The sequence below is a fragment of the Spirillospora sp. NPDC000708 genome, assembly GCF_040299565.1.
Classification (GTDB): Bacteria; Actinomycetota; Actinomycetes; order Streptosporangiales; family Streptosporangiaceae; genus Spirillospora.
This window is the reverse complement of record NZ_JBEPCJ010000021.1, coordinates 16,151-35,994: the sequence shown is the minus strand read 5'-3', so window position 1 is coordinate 35,994 and position 19,844 is coordinate 16,151. Positions and strand designations below refer to the sequence as shown.

Genomic DNA, 19,844 nt, shown 5'->3' with positions numbered 1-19,844 from the left:
GGAAAGGAGCGAGCATGCGAGCGATCACCGCACGGGACCGTGACGCGGGCGTCGGCGGCCTCACGCTGACCGACGTGCCCTACCCGCACGCCGCGGAGAACGACGTCATCGTGCGCGTGCACGCTGCGGGCTTCACCCCCGGAGAGCTCGACTGGCCGGGGACGTGGACCGATCGCGCCGGTCGCGACCGGACGCCCAGCGTCCCCGGGCACGAGCTGTCGGGAGTGGTGGTCGAACTCGGGTACGGAACCACCGGCCTCACCGTGGGCCAGCGGGTGTTCGGGCTGACGGACTGGACCCGCAACGGCTCCCTGGCCGAATACACCGCGGTGGAGGCCCGCAACCTCGCTCCCCTGGCGGCCGACGTCGACCACACCGTGGCCGCCGCGCTGCCCATTTCGGGGCTGACGGCATGGCAGGGACTGTTCGACCACGGCCGCCTCACGACGGGCCAGACCGTCCTCGTCCACGGCGCCGCGGGCGGTGTCGGCTCGATCGCCGTCCAGCTCGCGCGGGAGGCGGGCGCCCGCGTGATCGGCACCGGCCGGGCCGGCGACCGGGACGTGGCGCTCGGCCTCGGCGCGCAGAAGTTCCTCGACCTGGGCGCGGACGATCTGCGGGACGCCGGGGAGGTGGACGTCGTGTTCGACGTCATCGGCGGAGAGATCCTCGAACGATCGACCGGACTGGTGCGGCCGGGCGGCACCCTCGTCACCATCGCCATGCCGCCCACCGTGCAGCCCGATGACGGGCGAGCCGTCTTCTTCGTCGTCGAACCCGACCGCGCCCTGCTGGCCGAACTCGCGCGCCGCCTTCAGGACGGACGGCTCAAACCCATCGTCGGCGACGTGCGGCCGCTCTCCGAGACGGCCTCCGCGTTCGCCCGCCACCGCCGCACGCCCGGCAAGACGATCATCCGGGTCGCGGACGAGCAGGGCTGACGTCGGCCTCGCCGCGCGGGAGGCGGTCAGGGACGGGGTGGGCGGAGGCCGTCGATGAGGATCGACAGCAGTCGCGGTCCCCGCGCGTCGAGTTCGGCGTCGTCCAGGCGTGACAGCCAGCTGATGAGCACGATGACGTCGCGGGCCTCGGCGTCGGCGCGGACGCTGCCGGCCGAGCGGCCGGCGGCCAGGAGGAGCTCCACCGCCTCGCCGATCGGGCCGAGGCTGTGGGCGGCGAGGTCGCGCCACGTCGCCGCTTCGATGGCGGCGAACACGTCGCGCTTGACCCGGGCGTAGGCGGCGACGCGGTCGAACCACGCCGCCAGCGCGTCGAGCGGTTCGTGGGTCTCCAGCAGGCGTGGAGCGGCGGCGACGAGTTCTTCCACTTCGCGGCGGTACACCTCAGCGAGGAGGTCCTCGCGCGTCGGGAAGTGCCGGTACAGCGTGCCCTGCCCGATGCCGCAGGCCTTCGCGACGGCGTTGAGCTTCAGCTCGCCCGGCTCGCGCACGAGGTCGCGGGCCGCCTGGAGGATCCGCTCGCGGTTGCGCTGGGCGTCCGCACGCCGTGCCGCGCCTGTGACAGAAGCGGACACGTGTCCGCTAGGCTGGTCGAGGTAACCGGACATGTGTCCCATTCTAGGTGGAGGTTCTCCATGACCATCCAGGGCAAGGTCGTCGCCATCACGGGGGCCAGCAGCGGCATCGGCGAGGCCACGGCCCGCCACCTCGCGGCGGAGGGCGCGGCCGTCGTCCTCGGCGCTCGCCGGACCGAGCGGCTGGACCGGCTCGTCGGCGAGATCGAGGCCGCCGGCGGGGAGGCGGCCGCCCTGCGGGTGGACGTCACCGATCCCGGCGACCTCCAAGCGCTCGTCGCCGGGGCCGTCGAGCGCTTCGGCCGGCTGGACGTCCTGGTCGGCAACGCCGGGATCAGCCGGATCGGCCCCGTCGCCGACCTGGACGTGGAGGGCTGGTCGGCGATGGTCGACGTCAACGTCAAGGGGATCCTGCACGGCATCGCCGCGGCCCTGCCGGTGTTCCGCCGCCAGGGCACCGGTCACCTCGTGACGGTCGTCTCGACCTCCGGCCTGAAGATCGTCCCCACTCAGGCGGTGTACGCGGGGACGAAGAACGCGGTGCGCACCCTGATGGAGGGCCTGCGGCAGGAGAGCACGGACGGGGTCCTGCGGACGACGTCGATCTCCCCCGGCTACGTCCGCACCGAGCTCATCGACAACGCCGTGGACGACCCGGCCGTGCGCGAGCAGGCCAGGCGGAACATGGCCGACCTCGGCATCGACCCCCTGGCGGTGGCCCGCGCGATCGCGTTCGCGATCGACCAGCCCGACGACGTCGAGATCGGCGACCTGACCATCCGGCCGTCCCGCCAGGGCTGACGGTCCCGGAGGGTCAGATGTCGGCTTCGATGGCGAAGGTGTTGCCATCCGGGTCCTGGAACCAGGCGATGCGCCCGCCCCCGGCCCGCGGGCAGATCCCCCTGGCGTCGCATTCGAACTGGTCGTAGCGGACGAACTCGACGCCGGACGAGGCGAGTTCGTCCACGATCTGGTCGATGTCGTCGACGTACCACGTCGCCAGCGTCGCGTCGGTCTTTCCGGCGGTGACGGACTGGTACACGTTCAGCGCCGGGCCGCCGCCGGACGCGTAGACGCGGCTGCCGCCGATGATGTCGGCGCTGGGACCGGTCTGCAGGACCTCGAGGCCCAGTCTGCCTTCGTAGAACGCGACGGCCTTCTCGATGTCGGAGACGGCGACGGACGTCCTGACGTCATACGTGCTCAAGGGCATGAACCACTCTCTCACACACGATCGGCTCCGACCTTGGGGCGCCTCGAAGGCCGCCTTACCGCGGGCATTGGCGGGGAAGGCGGACTTTTCCGGGAGTGTGCTTGAAGGTGTTCATCACGAGCCATTCGTCCAGTTCCGGATCGAAAAGGTTCTGGACGCCGAACTGGAGCACCTGCCAGAAGGTCCCCCGGTCGCGCTGGTCGACGTAGACGTCACCGAGGGCGAGCGGAAAGCGGAGGAACTTGCCGGGCGGGAGTTGCGGCACGACGACGCCGACCCTCCAGTGGTTCACGTGGCGCCGCGGGTTCCGCTGCAGCGTCTCCCGTCCGACGAAGCGCGAGGTGCTGAGCTTCTGGTTCAGGGTGTCCAGGTTGAATCCGGGAATGCGGGAGCATTCGTGGTCGTTGAGGCCGGGCCATTTGTAGGTCAGCGTGTAGAGCGAGTTCCGGTAGATGAGGTTCGTGAACCAGATCGGGTAGCGGGGGCCGCCCGCGATCATCTGGCTGTCGCCGTCTCGTCCCGTCCAGGTGAAGGGCACCGTCACGCCGAGGTCCCGGACGATGTATTTGCCGCTTCCGTGGAAGTTCCGCGGCAGCTTGGGCGGGAGCGGCCCGGCCTTCCCGCCGGCGGTTCCGGGCGACGGCGCCATACCGGTCCGGTCTGCGGCGACGGCGGGAGTCAGGGCCGAGAGGGCGAGCATTCCGGCGACTGTTCCCGACATGGCCGCCCGGCGTGTCCGATTCACGGTTCTCCTCGGATGCTGCGTCGCGCGCCGCCGCGGCGCTGCATCCTCACGCAGCGATGCAATTGCACCGTCCCCCGCCTCGGAGACGACGAAAACCACAGGTGGGTCATGGTGTGTTCTTGCGCCGGTGAGCGCCCCGCGCGTGCTCAGACGCCGTCGACCTCCATGGTCGTGACCGTGTTCGACTCGTGGACCACCGTGAGCAGACCGCCCTGGAAATCGGCGTCGGGCCGGCGCGCGTAGCGGCGTGCGGCGGGGGCGTCGATCGTGTCGGTGACCCATACTCGGGCCGCGTTCGCGCCTTCGGTCAGCGACCGCAGATCGTAGGTGACGGTTCGTTTCCGGCCGCCGTTGACGGTCACCAAAACCAGCCGCCCGGCGGACGGGTCGTGGGCGGCGACGGTGTTCGTGTGCCCGGATTTCAGGATCCGCATCCCCGGCCTGATATGGCGGCTGTATTGGGCGAGGACGTGATACTTCGTGTTGACGCCGCCCACTTCGCCTTTGAGCGTGCCCGGCGCTCCACCGGTCGGATTCGGGGTCCGGTCGTCGTACTCGCCGTCCAGCAGCCCCCAGTCGAGCGCCTCGACGGGCTGCCAGCAGACCCATCCGGCCGCACGGAGATACCGGATGTCGCGGCTGATGCTCAGCGCCATCGCCAATCCGTCGGGCTCGCCTTCGGCGTACTCGGACTGCCATATCGGAGTCTCTTCGCCGACGGCTTCGCGGAGCTTGGTGCGGCTGCGGCCTTTCTCGTCGGGCTCGTAGGCGTGGACGTTGACGCGGCCGACGAGCCGTCTGGCGCCTTCGGTGAGCTTCTGCCAGGTGTCGACCGCGTCCATATAGCGGCATTCGTCGGACGCGGCGATCAGCACGTCGCCGAGGCCGTGCTCGTCCAGCGCGCGGCGCAGGCACTCGATGACCGCTTCCTGCGCGCCGAGGGTGAAATGGCACCCCTCCTGGTTCTGCCGCGCGTGCCATGCGGTCAGCGAGGGCTCGTTGAACGGCTCGACCGACGAGAAGCGGATGCCCCAGTCGTCGCGGGCGCGCCGGGCCACCGCCGCGATGAAGCGGGCGAACGCGTCCTGGTACTGGAATTCCAGGTTGTCCTGTTCGCCTTGCTCGGCGCCGGAGGGATTCCCGTTGACGGTCATCCACCAGGGCGGTGAAACCGAGAACATCTCGAAGGTGTCGGCGCCGGCGTCGCGCGCCTTCGCCAGCATGCTCCGCTGGTTCGGGTCCGCGCTCCAGTCCCACCTTTCGCCGTCGTAGTACGTCTCGATCTGCTTGCGCCGGACGATGGCTGGCGACTCGACCATCGCCGAGCCGCCCGTCCAGGTGCAGGCCCCGAGGTTGTAGCGCACGATGTTCAGGCCCAGGCCGGGAAGCTCGATCTCGCGGCCGGAGGTCGTCACCCTGGCCGTGTCCAGGCCGAACAGGGCCGCGGCCAGGTCGTCCCGCGCGCCCAGTCCGGTGTTCGCCCACCAGGACAGGCAGGTCCCCCACCCGTCCCATATGTACGCGCCCTCGGGGTCGATGACCCGCTCATCGGACATGTCCACGCCTTCGCTCGTCCGTCGCCACCCGGGATGTGTTCGGACGAGCAGGCGCTATCCAGCGCTTTCCAGAACTTTGCCTGATCGATTCCCGAAAGAGGCTCGGGCCTCTTTCCTTATGCGGCGCAGGGCGTGCTTGCGGGAAGGCGGCCCGCACGGAAAGCGGCCGGGGAGACGCCCATGAGCGCGTGGAAGTCGGCCGTCATGTGGGACTGGTCGTAGTAGCCGGTATCGGAGGCGAGGCCCGCCCACTGCGCGGAGCCCGCGCGGGCCAGCACCGTGCGGACGCGCTGGATGCGGGCGAAGCGCTTGGGCGGCAGGCCGACCCGGTCGGTGAACAGGTCGCGCAGGTGGCGCTCGCTGACCGAGAGCCGCCGGGCGAGCGCGGCGACCCGTTCCCCGGTGGTGGACAGCGACTCGACGGCCTCGCGGAGCAGCAGGTCGCGCGCGTCCGCGCCGTCGCGCAGCCCGTCGAGCAGCGTGTGCTCGACGGCCCGCAGGATCGCGTCGGGGCCGGTCAGCTCGTTGAGCCGGGCTTCGAGGCGGGCGGCGCGGTCGCCCCACAGGTCGGTGAGCGGGACGGCCCGGTCGCGCAGCTCGCCGGCCGGGACGCCGAGCAGCGTCCGGGCGGCGCCCGGGCGCAACCGGGCCCGGACGCACATCGGCAGGTTCTTGCCCGGGTTGTAGGAGGCGCGGCTGCGAGGGCCGACCACGCGGAGGTCGCCGTCCCGGGCGCCGGTCCTGCGGTAGACGAGCGCGGTGGCGGCGTCGGGGAGGTGGACGATCGGCCGGGCGCCGTCGGGCCGCATCAGCGTCGCGTCGGCGATCCAGGGCCGCAGCGCGGGCATGGGGGTCATCGCGTCCACGCCGACGACTCTACGGCCTGCCGGTTCTTCCTATATCCGCCGTGGGGCGGGGCGGCAGAGTGCCCGGCATGATCCTCGTGACGGGTGCGACGGGCACCATCGGAACAGAAGTGGTCCGGATCCTGGCCGAGCGCGGCGAGCGGGTCCGGGCGATGACGCGGAACCCGGACGGCAGGAGCCTGCCGGCGGAGGTCGTCCGGGGCGACTTCGACGACCCCGGCTCCCTGGACGGCGCGGTGGCCGGGTGCGACGCGGTCTTCCTGCTGGACGCGCCGGGCCCCTGGATCGAGCGGCACGACCGGGCGATGCTCGACGCCGCGCGGTCCGGGGGCGTCCGAAGGGTGGTGAAGCTGTCGGCCATCGGCACCGGCGAGGACACCGAGGTCAGGGCAGGCGGCTGGCATCTGCCCGGCGAGCAGGCGCTGCGTGCGTGCGAGGCGGAGTGGACGATCCTGCGGCCGAGCAGCTTCGCCACCAACACGCTGCACTGGGCCTCGATGATCCGCGCGGGGCGGCCGGTCGCCAACCTGACCGGGAACGGCGCCCAGGGCGTGATCGATCCGCGCGACGTCGCCGAGGTGGCGGTCGCGGCGCTGACCGCGCCGGGCCACGCGGGGCGGACCTACACGCTGACCGGCCCCGAACTGCTGAGCGCGCCCGACCAGGTGGCGATCCTACGGGAGGTGCTCGGCCGCCCGATCGGGATCGTCGACGTGCCGCCGGAGGCGGCGAAGGAGCAGATGATCGCGGCGGGCCGGGACCCGGAGTTCGCCGAGGGCGCGATGCGCGGCCAGCGGTTCATCGCCGAAGGGGGGAACGCCCGGCTGACCGCCGACGTGGCCGCCGTCCTCGGCCGTCCGGCGCGCACCTACACGACGTGGGCCCGCGACTACCGGGCCGCGTTCGAATGAGCCGTCGGCGCCGGAGGCGGGCGCGGCTCAGCGATCCGTGCCGGTGAAGGCGCCGGCGGCGGCGGCCAGGGCGGCGGTCCGGGCGGCGTGGTCGGGGAGGTCCGGGTCGGGGGGTGTGCGGAGGAGCACGAGGTGGTGGTAGACCGGGGCGGTGGCGGCGATCAGGAGCTGCCTGGCGTTGGTGGCCGGGGGGAGTTCGCCGCGTCGGACGGCCCTGGTGACGACGATCTCGCAGCGGGCGTAGCGGTCCTCCCAGAGCCGCCGCTGGGCGCGCTCGGCCTTCTCGGAGCGGAACGACGCGGCGATCAGGGCCGCCATGACCGGCGGCCGCGCGGTCATGGCGTCCTGGATCTCGCGGTTCAGCCCGGCCAGGTCGCGTTCCAGGGAGCCGGTGTCCGGGGGCTGCCAGGCGTCGTCGGCCGCCGCGTCCAGGACGTCGGCGAGCAGGCCGCCGACGTCGCCCCACCGCCGGTGGACGGTGGCGCGGTGGACGCCGGCGCGGGCGGCGACGGCCTCGACGGTGAGGCCGTCGAACCCGTCCTCGCCGAGTTCGGCGAGGACGGCGTCGTGGACCTGCGTCCGGACGCGGGCGGTGCGGCCGCCGGGGCGGCGCCGCGGCGGCGCGGGCCCGTCGTCTGCCGGTGGCGTCATCGGTGGTGCTCCGGTTGCTCGGTGGGACGGCGTCGTGCCAGTATCTTAATGCATCAATTGTCGCATTAGTGTGGACCGTCCCGCCGGGCGGACCCGCCCCGCCGAAAGGAACGGCCCGCCATGCCGCCCGTGCCCGCCGACCCGGACGTGCTGCACCCGATCCCGGGCCGGCCGCGCGTCGTGCTGCTGAAACCCCTGGTCACGTCCCCGCTGATCGAGGTCGGCGAGTTCTCCTACTACGACGACCCGGACGACCCGACCGCCTTCGAGACCCGCAACGTGCTCTACCACTACGGGCCGGAGAGGCTCGTCATCGGGAGGTTCTGCGCGCTCGGCGAGGGCGTGCGGTTCCTCATGAACGGCGCGAACCACCGCATGGACGGGCCGTCGACGTTCCCCTTCCCGATCATGGGCGGCTCCTGGGCCGAGCACGCATGTCCGGCGACATCGACGCCCTGGAGGCCGCCGCGCCCCCGCGCCCTTGACCGCGGGGGCGGGTGGCGGCGGCGCACGGCTCCGCGGCGGCGACGCCGCGAGTAGCCTTGGGCGGTGTTCTCGTCTCAGGGGCCGTCGCTGCGCGAACTGGCGGTGCAGGCGCTGTCGTCGGTCGAGCGGGGCTACGACCTGCTCGCCCCGAAGTTCGACCACACGCCTTTCCGCACGTCCGACGCCGTTCTCGACGCGACCGCCGAGGCGCTGCGGCCGCTCGGGCCGTTCGGCCGGGGGCTGGACGTGTGCTGCGGCACCGGCGCGGGCCTGCGGACGCTCGAGGCCGTGTGCCGGGAGCGGATCGCGGGCGTCGACTTCAGCGCCGGGATGCTCGCGGAGGCGCGCGAAGCGCATCCGGACGCGGAGCTGGTCCGGGCGGACGTCCGGAGCCTTTCCCTCGGCGCGGAATTCGACCTCGCCGTGACCTTCGGGGCGCTCGGCCACCTGCTGCCCGCCGAACGCCCCGCCGTTTTCACCGGGGTGCATCGGGCGCTGCGGCCCGGCGGGCTCTTCGCCTTTCCGCTCGGCGGCCCGCTGCCGATCACGTCGCCCTGGTATTGGGCGCTGCTCGGATTCGACGCGGTCATGCGCGTCCGGAACGCGGTGTGGCGTCCCCCGTTCGTCATGTACTACCGCACCTGCCCGCTGAGCGCGGTCACCAAGGATCTGGCGAAGGCCGGATTCAGCGTGACGACCGTTCCCCTGACGGCTCTGGGCCGCCGAGACAACGGCACTCCCCGCGCCCGCCTCGTCCTCGCGCGAAAGCCCGGCGGCTCTTCGGCCGCGAATTCCCCGGAGGAATGACGGAATCGCTGCCCGGAGCGGCGGTGGTCACGGGGTCGATATCGGGAAGTTCGGCTCGGGGTCGTCCATGACGGCCAGGAGGCGGCGGAGCGCGGCGACGTCGCCGGTCACGTCGATGCCCTCCGTGCTCTCGCCCTTGATGAGGGCGAACAGTCCCGGCCTGGTCAGGGTGAGGGTCAGGTCGGCGGGGCCGGACGGGGCGCCGACGCGGCGGTGGGTGAGGGCGCCGTTGGACAGGGTCATGCGGTGCCGGTCGCCGGAGTCGGTGAAATGCCAGTCGATGGTGAGGTGCTCGTCCCACGCCTTCGGGCCGTTCACGCGGATCGCCATCGAGTCGAAGACCTGGCCAACGGTCATGCCCGCCGTCACGCCGCCGGAAATGCTCGTCGGGACCGGCTTGATGCCCTCGCGCAGCTCCATGGCACCGGTCAGGTAGAAATTGCGCCAGATGCCGTTCTCGGCGCCCTCGCCGAGGCGCTGGAACACGTCGGCCAGCCCGGCTCGCGCGTCGGCGTTCTCCGGATCGGCGAAGACGACGTGGTCGAACAGCGTGGCCGCGAAACGCAGGTCGCCCCGGGCGGCGTAGTCGCGGGCCATCGCCATCGTCCTGGACGCGCCGCCCATGCATTCGACATAGCGGCGGGCCGCCTCGACGGGCGGATGCTCCCACAGGTGCGCGGGATTGCCGTCGAACCAGCCCATGTAGCGCTGGTAGATGGCCTTGACGTTGTGGCTCACCGAGCCGTAGTAGCCGCGCGCGTGCCAGGCGCCGGCGAGGGCGGGCGGCAGGTCGATCATCTCGGCGATCTCGATGCCGGTGTGGCCCTGGTTGAGCAGCCGGAGCGTCTGGTCGTGCAGGTAGGCGTAGAGGTCGCGCTGCTGGGACAGGAACGCGACGATCTCCGCGCGGCCCCAGGTCGGCCAGTGGTGGGACGCGAACGCCACGTCGGTGCCGCCGGCGAACAGCGTGATGGCCTCGTCCAGGTACCGGGCCCAGACGCGGGCGTCGCGGACGAGCGCGCCCCGCGGCGTCAGGACGTTGTGCAGGTTGTGGGTGGCGTTCTCCGCCATGCACAGGGCCCGCCGCTCGGGGAAGTGGAGGTTCATCTCGGCGGGCGCTTCGGTTCCGGGGGTGAGCTGGAAGACGATCCGGACCCCGTCGATGACCTCCGTCTGCCCGGTCCGGGTGATGTTCCTGGTCGGGGGGACGAGGGTCACCCGTCCCCACGAGGCGGCCTGCCCGAGGCCGGTGCCGACCGTCCCGTCCGGTCCCTTCGGCAGCAGGGCGCCCGTCTGGTAGACGCCGCGGCGGCCCATCGCGGTGCCCGCGTAGACGTTCTCGGCGACGGCGTGGTCCAGGAACCCGGCCGGCGCCAGGATCGGCACCGCCCCGGGGTCGCCGTCCGGGATGACGCCTTCGGCGCCGCCGAAGTGGTCGACGTGGGAGTGGGTGTAGACGAGTGCGGTGACCGGCCGGTCGCCGCGGTGCTCGCGGTAGAGCGCCAGCGCGGCGGCGGCCGTCTCGGCGGACACGAGCGGGTCGATGACGACCACGCCGTGCTCCCCCTCGACCAGGGTCATGTTCGACAGGTCGAGGCCCCGCACCTGGTAGATGCCGTCCGTGACCTCGAAGAGCCCCTGCACGGCGCACAGCCGCGACTGCCGCCACAGGGACGGGTTCACCGACTCGGGGCACGGGCCGTCGAGGAACGCGTAGGCGTCGCCGTCCCAGACGACGCGCCCGCCGGCGTCCGTCACGACGTCGGGCGACAGGGACGCCACCCGGCCGCGCGCGGCGTTCTCGAAGTCGGTCCGGTCTTCGAACGCGGGTCCAGCCATGACCCCCGTATGTCCCGGAACAAATCGCCACAAAAGCCCCGCCGGGCAAAGAGTCGGGGCGACCGGGTCGACTTCCGGTCACATTTCACCCCGGCCCGCGCCAAAAGGGCACCGAACACGGTTGCGGCTACCAGAACAACGGGGACCTTTCCGGCATCAACGACCGGCCGCGAGCATGGGGAGGCCAACGATGACCAGAACGGCGCACGGCTCGGCCCGGCACCTGCGGCCGACGTCCGGATGGCTCACGTTCGCCGGCACCCTCGCCATGGTGATCGGCGCGTTCAACGTCATCGACGGCCTGGTCGGCCTGTTCAGGGACAACTACTACCTCGCCAACGGCAACCAGATCCTGGTGTTCGACTTCACCTCGTGGGGCTGGTTCTGGCTGATCCTCGGCGCCTTCCAGATCGCCGTCGGCGCGGGGATCATCGCCGGGCGGATGTGGGCGCGCGTCGTCGGCGTCATGTTCGCCGTCCTCACCGCGATCGGCCACATCGCGTTCCTGCGGGCCTTCCCGCTCTGGTCGGTGCTGACCATCGCGATGTCCATCCTGCTGATCTACGCGCTCACCGCGCCGTCGTCGCGGGCCCGGGGCTGAGCCCGCCCGCCACGGCCCGGGCCGCGGCACGGTGCTCCTCAGCCGCCGCCGGGTCCGTCCCGTCGAGGACGGCGGCGATGCCCTCGTGGGCCAGCGCCTCCTCGTGCCGGTACCCGACCTTCGGGGCCAGCTCCAGCGCCCGCCGGTGCAGCCGCAGGGCCTCCTCGGGCAGCCCCGCCAGCCGGCACGTCTCGCCGTAGCCGTTCAGGAAGTGGATCTCCCAGTGCTCCTCGAACAGCTCGTCGAGCAGCGCGAACGCCCGCCGGTGGGCGTCCAGCGCCTCCTCGTACCGGCCCATCCGGCGCAGGGCGACGCCGAGGCAGTTCAGGCACCACGCCTCGTTGTGCTTGTGGCCGTCCTCGCGCGCCAGGTCGAGGGCCTCGTGCAGGTGCCGGACGGCCTCGCCGGGCTCCTCGCCGGCGATGGCCACGCCGAGCGTGATCCGGGCCGTCAGCGCGGGCGCCCATGACGGGTCGGAGTGCGGGACCTCCAGGGCCCTGCGGGCCAGCCGCGCCGCCTCCTCGCGGTGCCCGAGCTGCAGCATCGCCCACGCCTCGTACGCGGTGGCGTGGGCGGCGCCCGTCGGGCAGCCGGCCGCCTCGTACAGCCGCCCGGCCGTCCGGAACAGCTCCAGCGGCTCCTCGACGTGCCCCTCGTCCCACTTCAGGTAGCCGCGGCGCAGAATCAGCTCCGCCTGCGACAGGACGTCCCCCGCCCGCGACACCAGCGGCGCCGCCGCCTCGTACGCGGCGCCGGCCTCCGCCATCCGGCCCGCGTTGTACCGCGCGAAGCCGAGGTCGCTGTGCGCCTCGGCGAGCGAGAGCGGGTCGCCGAGGCGCCGCGCGGCGTCCACCGACCGCTCGAAGAGGACGTTGAGCTGCGTCGTCCCGCAGCGCCGCGCGAAGTACGCCCGCATGAAGCGCGGCAGCTCGCACACGTGCGCGTCGGCGCCGGCGGCGACCGCGGCGTGGAAGGCGGCCATCAGGTTCCCGTACTCGGCGCCGAACCAGGCGAGCGCCGCGTTCTTGTCGGGGAACCGCGGCAGCCCGGCCGGAGCCCGGCCCGCCGAGGCGGCCCGGCTGCCCGCCGGGAACGGCATCGCGGCGTCGGCGGCCGCGGCGGCGTGCACGTAGTAGTCGAGGACGCGGCTCAGCGCCCGCTCCCGCTCCGCCGGGGACTCGTGCTCGGCGGCGGCCCGGCGCGCGTGCTGGTGCACCAGGTCGTGCAGCCGGTAGCGGCCCGCCGCCGGCTGCTGGACGAGGTGCGCGTCGAGCAGATCCTCCAGCATGGCCAGGGCGGTGCGCGGCGGGACGTCCGCGAGCGCCGCCGCCACGTACTCGTCGAACGACGCCCCGGGCAGCTCCCCCAGCAGCCGGAACAGGCGGCGCTGCGCCCGGTCGAGCTGCCGGACGGACATCGCGAACGCGGTGTCGAACTCGCTGGCGCCCTCCGCCATCCGCTCGACGAGGATGCCGACGGTCCAGCCCGGCCGGTGCCGCAGCCGGGCCGCGGCGAGCCGCAGCGCGAGCGGCAGGTGCCCGCACAGCCGCAGCACCTCCGCCGCGGCCTCCGGCTCGCGGGCCAGCCGGCCGCCGGGACCGCCGGACCCGCCCGCCTCGCCGCTCGCGCGGGCCAGCAGCTCCGCGCTCTCCTCCGGGGACAGCACGTCCAGCGACACCGGGGGCACCTCGTCCAGGCCCAGCAGCCGGTTGCGGCTGGTGATCAGGGCGACGGACGGGCCCGCGCCGGGCAGCAGCGGCCGGACCTGCGCGGCGTCGGCGGCGTTGTCCAGCACCACGACGGCCCGCAGCCCCGCCAGCTCCGACCGCCAGCAGGCCGCGAGCGGCTCGACGCCGCCCTCCTGCGGGATCTTCTCGGACGGGACGTCGAGCGCGGCGAGCAGCGACCGCAGCGCGGTCTCGGGGTCGAGGGGCTCGCGGCCCTCGGTGAACCCGTGCAGGTCCAGGTAGAGCTGGGCGTCGGGCCGCTCGGCGGCGAGCCGGTACGCGGCGTGCACCGCCAGGCAGGTCTTGCCGACGCCCGCCATGCCGTCGACGGCGACGACCCGGCTGCCCGCCACCGCGTCGAGGACGGCGGCGAGCGCGGCCTCCCGCCCGGTGAAGTCGGGGACGTCGCGCGGCAGGTCGTTGCGGGGCGGGCGCGGGGCGCCGGCGGGCGGCGACGGCGGCCGCACCTGGCGGCTGGTCTTCGGGGGCGCCGGCAGCGGGCTCGACGCCCGCTCCCACAGCGGACGCAGCGGGCGCGGGTCGCGCTTCACGAGCCGGCACAGCGCGAGCACCGCCGGCCACGGCGGGACGGTCTGCCCGCCGAGGTAGCGCGACAGGGACGACGAGCTGAGGCCCGTGTCCCGGGCGAGGGCCCGGACGCCGCGTCCGGACAGCTCCTGGAGCAGCCGCAGCCGGGCGGCCAGCTCCTCCTCCGGGCCGGCCTTCGCCGTCCGCTGCTGCGCGACCACCGCTCCCCCGCCTCCCTGTCCCACGCGGGCCGGATCCGCGCGGGCGCTCCCGCCGCTGGTCAAGCCCGTTCCGGCTGTCCCACGGTGTCCCATCGGCGTCGTCCTGGCAAGCCCGTCCCGCTGTGATGGAGTCACGCCCCGGGGGAACGGGGCACCGGCCACGAAACAGGGAGAGACCGAGATGCAGTCCCGGATGCAGAACCCCGCCGTCGTCCTGTCCAGCGCGATGAAGCCGATCCAGGAGGTCTTCAAGGCCGTGCACTCCGGCGGGGTGGACGAGCAGACGCTGGAGCTGGTGCACCTGCGGGTCAGCCAGATCAACGGGTGCAGCGCCTGCGTCGACGCCGGCGCCAAGACGGCCCGGAAGGCGGGCGTGAGCGACGAGCGGCTGGCGCTGGTCGCCGCGTGGAGGGAGGCCCCGTACTTCAGCGAGGAGGAGCGGGCCGCGCTGGAGCTGGCGGAGGCCGCGACGCGCCTCGCGGACCGTCCCGACGCGGTGAGCGACGAGGTCTGGGACGCCGCCGCCACCTACTTCGACGAGAAGCAGCTGGCCGCGATCGTCCTGATGATCGGCGTCACCAACATGTTCAACCGGCTGAACGCCACCACCCGGCAGATCGCCGGCGCCTGGGGCTGAGCGGCCTCGCTCGCCGGGCGGCACCGCCGGGCGGCCTCGCTCGCCGGGCGGCACCGCCGGGCGGCGTCGTCGCAGGTGGGACGGCTGACCAGACCGGTCAGGAATCGAGAAGCACCGATGACCGAGCCGGAACTAGCGTGACCGGCACGGGCGCCCCGGACGGGGGCGCCCCGCACGAGAACCGAGGAGCGATCATGAGCGAGTCTTCCACCCAGGGGATCAAGACGGTCCTGCACCCCGTGTCCGACCTGGCGGCCGCCAAGGCGGTCTACACCGCGCTGCTCGGCGCCGCCCCGACGGCCGACTCGGAGTACTACGTCGGCTACGACGCCGAGGGCCAGCACATCGGGCTGGTGCCGGCCGGCGGGCCGCAGAAGATGACGTCGCCGGTGGCGTACTGGCACGTCGCGGACATCGAGGCGAAGCTGGCCGAGGTGACGGCGGCGGGCGCGGCCGTGCAGGACGCCCCGCGCGACGTCGGCGGCGGCCGCCTGGTGGCCACCTTCACCGACCCCGACGGCAACGTCCTCGGGCTGATCCAGGACAAGGGCTGATCCAGGACAATTGACTTTCTTCTTCCCTTAAGGGAGGAGATCCCTACGGCTCGCGCTGTGGGTGTTTCTGCTTCGCAGCCGACTGCGGAAGGGGGGACCCTTGCCGTCTGACATCAGCTCCACAGACATCGCCGGGGGCGCCCCCGGCTACGGCTCGACCAGCCGCAAGGATGTTCTTGGCCGCGTTGACGTCCCGGTCATGCCGGGTGCGGCAGCCCGGACACGTCCATGCCCGGGTGGAAAGGCTCAACTCGGCCAGCAGGTGCCCGCAGTGCGAGCAGGTCTTGGACGAGGGATACCAGCGGTCGACCACCACCAGGGTGCGCCCGGCCCGCTCGCATTTGTACTCCAACTGCCGCCGGAACTCGCGCCATCCGCAGTCGGAGATGGTGCGGGCGAGGCTGCGGTTGCGAACCATGTTGGCGACCGCGAGGTCCTCGACCACGATCACGTCCGCCTTTTGGACGAGGCTGGTGCTGGTGCGGTGCAGGAAGTCGGCGCGGGCGTTGCGGACCTTGCGGTGAGCGCGGGCGACCTTGGCCTTGGCCTTGCGGCGATTGACCGAACCGGGCTGTTTACGGGCCATGCGCCGCTGGTAGCGCGCAAGGTTTCGCTGCTTCTTCTCCAGATGGTGGGGGTTGGCGATGCGGTCCCCGTCGGAGGTCACCGCGAAGTCCTTGACCCCCAGGTCGATGCCGATCTGATGCCCGGCGGCATCCATGGGGGCGGGGGCTTGGGCATCGACGGCGAAGGTGACGTACCAGCGGTCGTCAGGCTCCCTCGAGATCACCACCATCGTCGGTTCCAGTGCCGCCAGGTCCACCTCATCAAAGGACCACACGAACGCCAGCGGTGCGGTGGTCTTTGCCATCCACAACTCACCCTTGCGCATCCGGAACGCCGAGCGCGTGTAGTGCGCGGACTGGCGGGAGTTTCGGGTCTTGAAGCGGGGATAGCGGGCGCGTCCGGCGAAGAAGTTGGCGAACGCGACATGCTGGTGCCGCAGCGCCTGCTGCAATGGAACGGAGGAGACCTCGGCGAGGAACGCCAACTCTCCGGTCTTCTTCCAACCGGTGAGCGCGGCGTCGGTCTCCTTGTAGGAGGTGCGCTTCCCCTCAGACCGCCAAGCGCGATGCCGTTCGGCGAGCGTCAGGTTCCACACCAGGCGTACGCAGCCGAATGTGCGCCCGAAGAGGGCAGCCTGCTCGGTGTCGGGATAGGCCCGGCACTTGTACGCCGTCCGCATGGCCATGACGTTACAGAATGACCGAGTGCATGTAAGGGCTTTCGGATGCCAGGGGCCGCAGGCACCGGGTGACACCTGACGGAGTCCAAACTCCTCTCCGGGAGCGAACCGGACATACTGTCGGACCGAGCAGGCGACACCGACGCGGCCCGCCCCTCCCGGGCCCGCCGACCCGATGGAGAGACCATGAGCACGACCACCAGCGCGGACGAGCCGGACGCCGCGCCGCGCAACGCGCCGCACGTCGCCGACAGCCACGACCTGATCCGCGTGCACGGCGCCCGCGAGAACAACCTCAAGGACGTCGGCATCGAGATCCCGAAGCGCCGGCTGACGGTGTTCACCGGCGTCTCCGGGTCCGGCAAGACCTCGCTGGTGTTCAACACGATCGCCGCCGAGTCGCAGCGGATGATCAACGAGACGTACAGCACCTTCGTGCAGGGCTTCATGCCGGCGCAGGCGCGGCCCGACGTCGACGTCCTGGAGGGGCTGACCACGGCGATCATCGTCGACCAGCAGCGGATGGGCGCCGACCCCCGCTCGACGGTCGGCACCGCCACCGACGCGCACGCGATGCTGCGGATCCTGTTCAGCCGGCTCGGGCGGCCGCACATCGGGTCGCCGCAGGCGTTCTCCTTCAACGTCGCGTCGATCAGCGGCGGCGGCGCCGTCAAGTACGAGCGCGGCGGCAAGACGGTGAAGGAGCAGCGCAGCTTCACGATCACCGGCGGGATGTGCCCGCGCTGCGAGGGCCGCGGGACGGTCTCCGACATCGACCTCGCCGAGCTGTACGACGAGGACAAGTCGCTGAACGAGGGCGCGCTCAAGATCCCCGGGTACAGCATGGACGGCTGGTACGGGCGGATCTTCCGCGGCTGCGGCTACTTCGACCCGGACAAGCCGATCCGCGAGTACACCAAGAAGGAACTGGACGACCTGCTCCACCGGGAGCCGACCAAGATCAAGGTCGACGGGATCAACCTGACCTACGAGGGCCTGATCCCGCGGATCCAGAAGTCGATGCTGTCCAAGGATGTCGACTCGCTGCAGCCGCACGTCCGGGCGTTCGTGACGCGGGCGACGACGTTCACCGTCTGCCCGGACTGCGGCGGCACGCGGCTCACCGAGGCGGCCCGGTCGTCCAAGATCGATGGAATCGGCATCGCCGACGCGTGCGCGATGCAGATCAGCGACCTGGCCGCGTGGGTCCGCGGGCTGGACGAGCCGTCCGTCGCGCCGCTGCTCGGGAAGCTGGCGCACACCCTCGACTCGTTCGTGGAGATCGGGCTCGGCTACCTGTCCCTGGAGCGGCCCTCGGGCACGCTGTCGGGCGGCGAGGCGCAGCGCGTCAAGATGATCCGGCACCTCGGGTCGTCGCTCACCGACGTCACCTACGTCTTCGACGAGCCGACGATCGGTCTGCACCCGCACGACATCCAGCGGATGAACGGCCTGCTGCTGCGGCTGCGGGACAAGGGCAACACCGTGCTCGTCGTGGAGCACAAGCCGGAGGCGATCGCGATCGCCGACCATGTCGTCGACCTCGGTCCCGGCGCCGGTACGAACGGCGGCACGGTCTGCTTCGAGGGCACCGTCGAGGGGCTGCGCGCGTCCGGCACCGTCACCGGCCGCCACCTCGACGACCGGGCCGCGCTGAAGAAGACGGTGCGCGAGCCCACCGGGAAGCTGGAGATCCGCGGCGCGTCGACGCACAACCTGCAGGACGTGGACGTCGACATCCCGCTCGGGGTGCTCACCGTCGTCACGGGCGTCGCCGGGTCCGGCAAGAGCTCGCTCGTGCACGGGTCGATCCCGGCGGGCGCGGGCGTGGTGGCGATCGACCAGGGCGCGATCCGCGGCTCGCGGCGCAGCAACCCGGCGACCTACACCGGGCTGCTCGACCCCATCCGCAAGGCGTTCGCGAAGGCGAATGGGGTGAAGCCCGCGCTGTTCAGCGCGAACTCCGAGGGCGCCTGCCCCGCCTGCAACGGCGCCGGCGTCGTCTACACCGACCTCGCGATGATGGCCGGGGTCGCCGTGACCTGCGAGGAGTGCGAGGGCAAGCGGTTCCAGGAGGCGGTGCTGGACTACCGCCTCGGCGGCCGCGACATCGCCGAGGTCCTCGCGATGCCGGTCGCGGAGGCCGAGGAGTTCTTCGGCGCCGGCGAGGCGCGGCTGCCCGCCGCGCACAGGATCCTCCGGCGGCTCGCCGACGTCGGGCTCGGGTACCTCGGCATCGGGCAGCCGCTCACCACGCTGTCCGGCGGGGAGCGGCAGCGGCTCAAGCTCGCCACCCACATGGGCGAGGACGGCGGCGTGTACGTCCTCGACGAGCCGACCGCGGGCCTGCACCTCGCCGACGTCGAGCAGCTGCTCGGGCTGCTGGACCGGCTCGTCGACGCCGGCAAGTCCGTGATCGTCATCGAGCACCACCAGGCCGTGATGGCGCACGCCGACTGGATCATCGACCTCGGTCCCGGCGCCGGGCACGACGGCGGGCGGATCGTGTTCGAGGGACCACCCTCCGACCTCGTCGCCGCCCGCTCCACCCTCACCGGGAAGCACCTCGCCGCCTACGTCGGCGCCTGACCGGCCATGGGCCTCGCGGACGTCCTCGGCCGCCTCCGGCGCGGGGCGGGGCGCCGCGGGGCCCGGCGGCGTCCCGGGGATGTCACCGGCGGGACGTACGATCCGGGTGTGGCCCGCAAACCCGCCTCGGAGCAGCGCCTTCTCGACCTGGCGCGGCTGCGGCGCGTCCGGGACCGGATCGACCGGGAGTTCGCGCGGCCGCTCGACGTCGAGGCGCTCGCCCGGGGCGTGAACATGTCGGCGGGGCACCTCAGCCGCGAGTTCCGCGCCGCCTACGGCGAGTCGCCCTACTCCTACCTGATGACGCGGCGCATCGAGCGGGCGATGGCGCTGCTGCGGCGCGGCGACCTCAGCGTCACCGAGGTGTGCTTCGAGGTCGGCTGCTCGTCGCTCGGCACGTTCAGCACCCGGTTCACCGAGCTCGTCGGGATGCCGCCCAGCGTGTACCGGCGGCGGGCGGCGGACGCGCCGGGCGAGCTGCCGTCGTGCGTGGCGAAGCAGGTGACGCGGCCGGTGCGGAGCAGGTCGCCGGGCCCGGGCGGGCCGCCGGGTTAGCCTGGCCGCATGGACATCGCCATCCATTCGACGTTCCTCCCGCACGAGGACCCGGAGGCGTCCCTGGCCTTCTACCGGGACGTCCTCGGCTTCGAGGTCCGGCTGGACGTCGGCAGCGGGCGGATGCGCTGGATCACGGTCGGGCCGCCCGGCGGGACGGGCACGGCCATCGTCCTGCACCCGCCGGCCGCCGACCCCGGCGTCACCGAGGACGAGCGCCGCACCATCGCGGAGATGATGGCCAAGGGCACCTACGCCATCATCCAGCTGGCCACGCCCGACCTCGACGGCGCCTTCAAGCGGCTCCAGGCGGGGAACGCCGACATCGTCCAGGAGCCGGCCGAGCAGCCGTACGGCGTGCGGGACTGCGCGGTCCGCGACCCGGCCGGCAACCTCATCCGCATCCAGCAGACCCGCTGACAACCCGCCCGGCCGGAAGCGGCCGGTGCGGGTGCCGGAGCGCTGCAGGTGCGCCGTTCTTTTCCAGGAAAGGCGTGGGGACGCCGTATTATCGCGGGCCGCCCAGGTTCGGGGGGTGCGGTAATTTTGGGCGGAATCCCCGAGGGAAGGGCGTCGTT

At 72.5% G+C, this 19,844-nt stretch carries 20 protein-coding genes; 11 read left to right on the top strand and 9 right to left on the bottom strand.

What is annotated here, in order from left to right; translation table 11 throughout:
• Positions 1-14: 14 nt before the first annotated feature.
• Positions 15-941, top strand: a complete 927-nt coding sequence (locus tag ABT299_RS17350; RefSeq protein ID WP_500251376.1) for an NADP-dependent oxidoreductase — start codon at positions 15-17, stop codon at positions 939-941.
• 26 nt (positions 942-967) lie between these two features.
• Here ABT299_RS17350 and ABT299_RS17345 read toward each other — a convergent pair whose 3' ends face one another.
• The gene (locus ABT299_RS17345) at positions 968-1,567 is read right to left on the bottom strand and encodes a TetR/AcrR family transcriptional regulator (RefSeq protein WP_500251375.1); all 600 of its coding nucleotides are present in this window, start codon (positions 1,565-1,567) and stop codon (positions 968-970) included.
• A gap of 27 nt (positions 1,568-1,594) precedes the next feature.
• Between ABT299_RS17345 and ABT299_RS17340 the strand changes: the two genes are divergently transcribed.
• On the top strand, positions 1,595-2,335 hold the full coding sequence (locus ABT299_RS17340) for an SDR family oxidoreductase (RefSeq protein WP_500251374.1): 741 nt from the start codon (positions 1,595-1,597) through the stop codon (positions 2,333-2,335).
• A 13-nt stretch (positions 2,336-2,348) separates the two neighbouring features.
• On the opposite strand, the gene ABT299_RS17335 is transcribed toward ABT299_RS17340, so the two are convergent.
• The 4 genes from ABT299_RS17335 to ABT299_RS17320 all read right to left on the bottom strand — a co-directional run bounded on the left by ABT299_RS17335 (position 2,349) and on the right by ABT299_RS17320 (position 5,905).
• The gene (locus tag ABT299_RS17335) at positions 2,349-2,747 is read right to left on the bottom strand and encodes a VOC family protein (protein ID WP_190864951.1); all 399 of its coding nucleotides are present in this window, start codon (positions 2,745-2,747) and stop codon (positions 2,349-2,351) included.
• 55 nt (positions 2,748-2,802) lie between these two features.
• Positions 2,803-3,447 (bottom strand): hypothetical protein, encoded by a 645-nt coding sequence (locus ABT299_RS17330; protein WP_500251373.1) that lies wholly within the window; start codon positions 3,445-3,447, stop codon positions 2,803-2,805.
• Positions 3,448-3,638: 191 nt separating this feature from the next.
• Positions 3,639-5,048, bottom strand: a complete 1,410-nt coding sequence (locus ABT299_RS17325) for a glycoside hydrolase (RefSeq protein ID WP_500251372.1) — start codon at positions 5,046-5,048, stop codon at positions 3,639-3,641.
• Positions 5,049-5,164: 116 nt separating this feature from the next.
• Positions 5,165-5,905, bottom strand: coding sequence for a helix-turn-helix domain-containing protein (locus ABT299_RS17320; protein WP_500251433.1), 741 nt, complete (start codon positions 5,903-5,905; stop codon positions 5,165-5,167).
• A gap of 77 nt (positions 5,906-5,982) precedes the next feature.
• Between ABT299_RS17320 and ABT299_RS17315 the strand changes: the two genes are divergently transcribed.
• Entirely contained in the window at positions 5,983-6,825 is an 843-nt protein-coding gene (locus ABT299_RS17315) for an SDR family oxidoreductase (RefSeq protein WP_500251371.1), read from the top strand.
• Positions 6,826-6,852: 27 nt separating this feature from the next.
• Here ABT299_RS17315 and ABT299_RS17310 read toward each other — a convergent pair whose 3' ends face one another.
• Positions 6,853-7,476 (bottom strand): TetR/AcrR family transcriptional regulator, encoded by a 624-nt coding sequence (locus ABT299_RS17310; RefSeq protein WP_500251370.1) that lies wholly within the window; start codon positions 7,474-7,476, stop codon positions 6,853-6,855.
• 120 nt (positions 7,477-7,596) lie between these two features.
• Here ABT299_RS17310 and ABT299_RS17305 point away from each other — a divergent pair, with 120 nt between their 5' ends.
• Complete coding sequence (locus tag ABT299_RS17305) at positions 7,597-8,016, top strand: LbetaH domain-containing protein (RefSeq protein WP_500251369.1); 420 nt, start codon at positions 7,597-7,599, stop codon at positions 8,014-8,016.
• Positions 8,017-8,025: 9 nt separating this feature from the next.
• Complete coding sequence (locus ABT299_RS17300; protein ID WP_500251368.1) at positions 8,026-8,769, top strand: class I SAM-dependent DNA methyltransferase; 744 nt, start codon at positions 8,026-8,028, stop codon at positions 8,767-8,769.
• A gap of 27 nt (positions 8,770-8,796) precedes the next feature.
• Here ABT299_RS17300 and ABT299_RS17295 read toward each other — a convergent pair whose 3' ends face one another.
• Positions 8,797-10,608, bottom strand: a complete 1,812-nt coding sequence (locus ABT299_RS17295) for an alkyl/aryl-sulfatase (RefSeq protein WP_500251367.1) — start codon at positions 10,606-10,608, stop codon at positions 8,797-8,799.
• Between the two features lie 190 nt (positions 10,609-10,798).
• On the opposite strand from ABT299_RS17295, the gene ABT299_RS17290 reads away from it, so the two are divergent.
• A complete protein-coding gene (locus tag ABT299_RS17290) occupies positions 10,799-11,209 on the top strand; it encodes a DUF7144 family membrane protein (protein ID WP_387032878.1) in 411 nt (136 codons plus the stop codon).
• Here ABT299_RS17290 and ABT299_RS17285 read toward each other — a convergent pair.
• Positions 11,178-13,709: a tetratricopeptide repeat protein gene (locus ABT299_RS17285; protein ID WP_500251366.1), complete on the bottom strand. Its 2,532-nt coding sequence runs from the start codon at positions 13,707-13,709 to the stop codon at positions 11,178-11,180. The two genes, ABT299_RS17290 and ABT299_RS17285, sit on opposite strands and share 32 nt — an antisense overlap.
• A gap of 157 nt (positions 13,710-13,866) precedes the next feature.
• On the opposite strand from ABT299_RS17285, the gene ABT299_RS17280 reads away from it, so the two are divergent.
• The gene (locus ABT299_RS17280; protein WP_190864970.1) at positions 13,867-14,322 is read left to right on the top strand and encodes a carboxymuconolactone decarboxylase family protein; all 456 of its coding nucleotides are present in this window, start codon (positions 13,867-13,869) and stop codon (positions 14,320-14,322) included.
• A 194-nt stretch (positions 14,323-14,516) separates the two neighbouring features.
• On the top strand, positions 14,517-14,876 hold the full coding sequence (locus ABT299_RS17275) for a VOC family protein (RefSeq protein ID WP_190864972.1): 360 nt from the start codon (positions 14,517-14,519) through the stop codon (positions 14,874-14,876).
• A 43-nt stretch (positions 14,877-14,919) separates the two neighbouring features.
• On the opposite strand, the gene ABT299_RS17270 is transcribed toward ABT299_RS17275, so the two are convergent.
• Complete coding sequence (locus tag ABT299_RS17270; protein ID WP_190864974.1) at positions 14,920-16,122, bottom strand: RNA-guided endonuclease InsQ/TnpB family protein; 1,203 nt, start codon at positions 16,120-16,122, stop codon at positions 14,920-14,922.
• Positions 16,123-16,308: 186 nt separating this feature from the next.
• Between ABT299_RS17270 and ABT299_RS17265 the strand changes: the two genes are divergently transcribed.
• The 3 genes from ABT299_RS17265 to ABT299_RS17255 all read left to right on the top strand — a co-directional run bounded on the left by ABT299_RS17265 (position 16,309) and on the right by ABT299_RS17255 (position 19,686).
• Entirely contained in the window at positions 16,309-18,711 is a 2,403-nt protein-coding gene (locus ABT299_RS17265) for an ATP-binding cassette domain-containing protein (protein WP_500251365.1), read from the top strand.
• Positions 18,712-18,819: 108 nt separating this feature from the next.
• The gene (locus ABT299_RS17260) at positions 18,820-19,266 is read left to right on the top strand and encodes a helix-turn-helix transcriptional regulator (RefSeq protein WP_347257004.1); all 447 of its coding nucleotides are present in this window, start codon (positions 18,820-18,822) and stop codon (positions 19,264-19,266) included.
• Between the two features lie 9 nt (positions 19,267-19,275).
• A complete protein-coding gene (locus tag ABT299_RS17255) occupies positions 19,276-19,686 on the top strand; it encodes a VOC family protein (protein ID WP_190864980.1) in 411 nt (136 codons plus the stop codon).
• The last annotated feature ends 158 nt before the right edge of the window (positions 19,687-19,844 follow it).

What these genes read in the sequence shown, in the direction of transcription:
- ABT299_RS17350 (WP_500251376.1), top strand. Translation starts at nt 15, where the DNA reads ATGCGAGCGATCACCGCACGGGACCGTGACGCGGGCGTCGGCGGCCTC.
- ABT299_RS17345 (WP_500251375.1), bottom strand. Translation starts at nt 1,567, where the DNA reads ATGTCCGGTTACCTCGACCAGCCTAGCGGACACGTGTCCGCTTCTGTC.
- ABT299_RS17340 (WP_500251374.1), top strand. Translation starts at nt 1,595, where the DNA reads ATGACCATCCAGGGCAAGGTCGTCGCCATCACGGGGGCCAGCAGCGGC.
- ABT299_RS17335 (WP_190864951.1), bottom strand. Translation starts at nt 2,747, where the DNA reads ATGCCCTTGAGCACGTATGACGTCAGGACGTCCGTCGCCGTCTCCGAC.
- ABT299_RS17330 (WP_500251373.1), bottom strand. Translation starts at nt 3,447, where the DNA reads ATGCTCGCCCTCTCGGCCCTGACTCCCGCCGTCGCCGCAGACCGGACC.
- ABT299_RS17325 (WP_500251372.1), bottom strand. Translation starts at nt 5,048, where the DNA reads ATGTCCGATGAGCGGGTCATCGACCCCGAGGGCGCGTACATATGGGAC.
- ABT299_RS17320 (WP_500251433.1), bottom strand. Translation starts at nt 5,905, where the DNA reads ATGACCCCCATGCCCGCGCTGCGGCCCTGGATCGCCGACGCGACGCTG.
- ABT299_RS17315 (WP_500251371.1), top strand. Translation starts at nt 5,983, where the DNA reads ATGATCCTCGTGACGGGTGCGACGGGCACCATCGGAACAGAAGTGGTC.
- ABT299_RS17310 (WP_500251370.1), bottom strand. Translation starts at nt 7,476, where the DNA reads ATGACGCCACCGGCAGACGACGGGCCCGCGCCGCCGCGGCGCCGCCCC.
- ABT299_RS17305 (WP_500251369.1), top strand. Translation starts at nt 7,597, where the DNA reads ATGCCGCCCGTGCCCGCCGACCCGGACGTGCTGCACCCGATCCCGGGC.
- ABT299_RS17295 (WP_500251367.1), bottom strand. Translation starts at nt 10,608, where the DNA reads ATGGCTGGACCCGCGTTCGAAGACCGGACCGACTTCGAGAACGCCGCG.
- ABT299_RS17290 (WP_387032878.1), top strand. Translation starts at nt 10,799, where the DNA reads ATGACCAGAACGGCGCACGGCTCGGCCCGGCACCTGCGGCCGACGTCC.
- ABT299_RS17280 (WP_190864970.1), top strand. Translation starts at nt 13,867, where the DNA reads ATGCAGTCCCGGATGCAGAACCCCGCCGTCGTCCTGTCCAGCGCGATG.
- ABT299_RS17275 (WP_190864972.1), top strand. Translation starts at nt 14,517, where the DNA reads ATGAGCGAGTCTTCCACCCAGGGGATCAAGACGGTCCTGCACCCCGTG.
- ABT299_RS17270 (WP_190864974.1), bottom strand. Translation starts at nt 16,122, where the DNA reads ATGCGGACGGCGTACAAGTGCCGGGCCTATCCCGACACCGAGCAGGCT.
- ABT299_RS17265 (WP_500251365.1), top strand. Translation starts at nt 16,309, where the DNA reads ATGAGCACGACCACCAGCGCGGACGAGCCGGACGCCGCGCCGCGCAAC.
- ABT299_RS17255 (WP_190864980.1), top strand. Translation starts at nt 19,276, where the DNA reads ATGGACATCGCCATCCATTCGACGTTCCTCCCGCACGAGGACCCGGAG.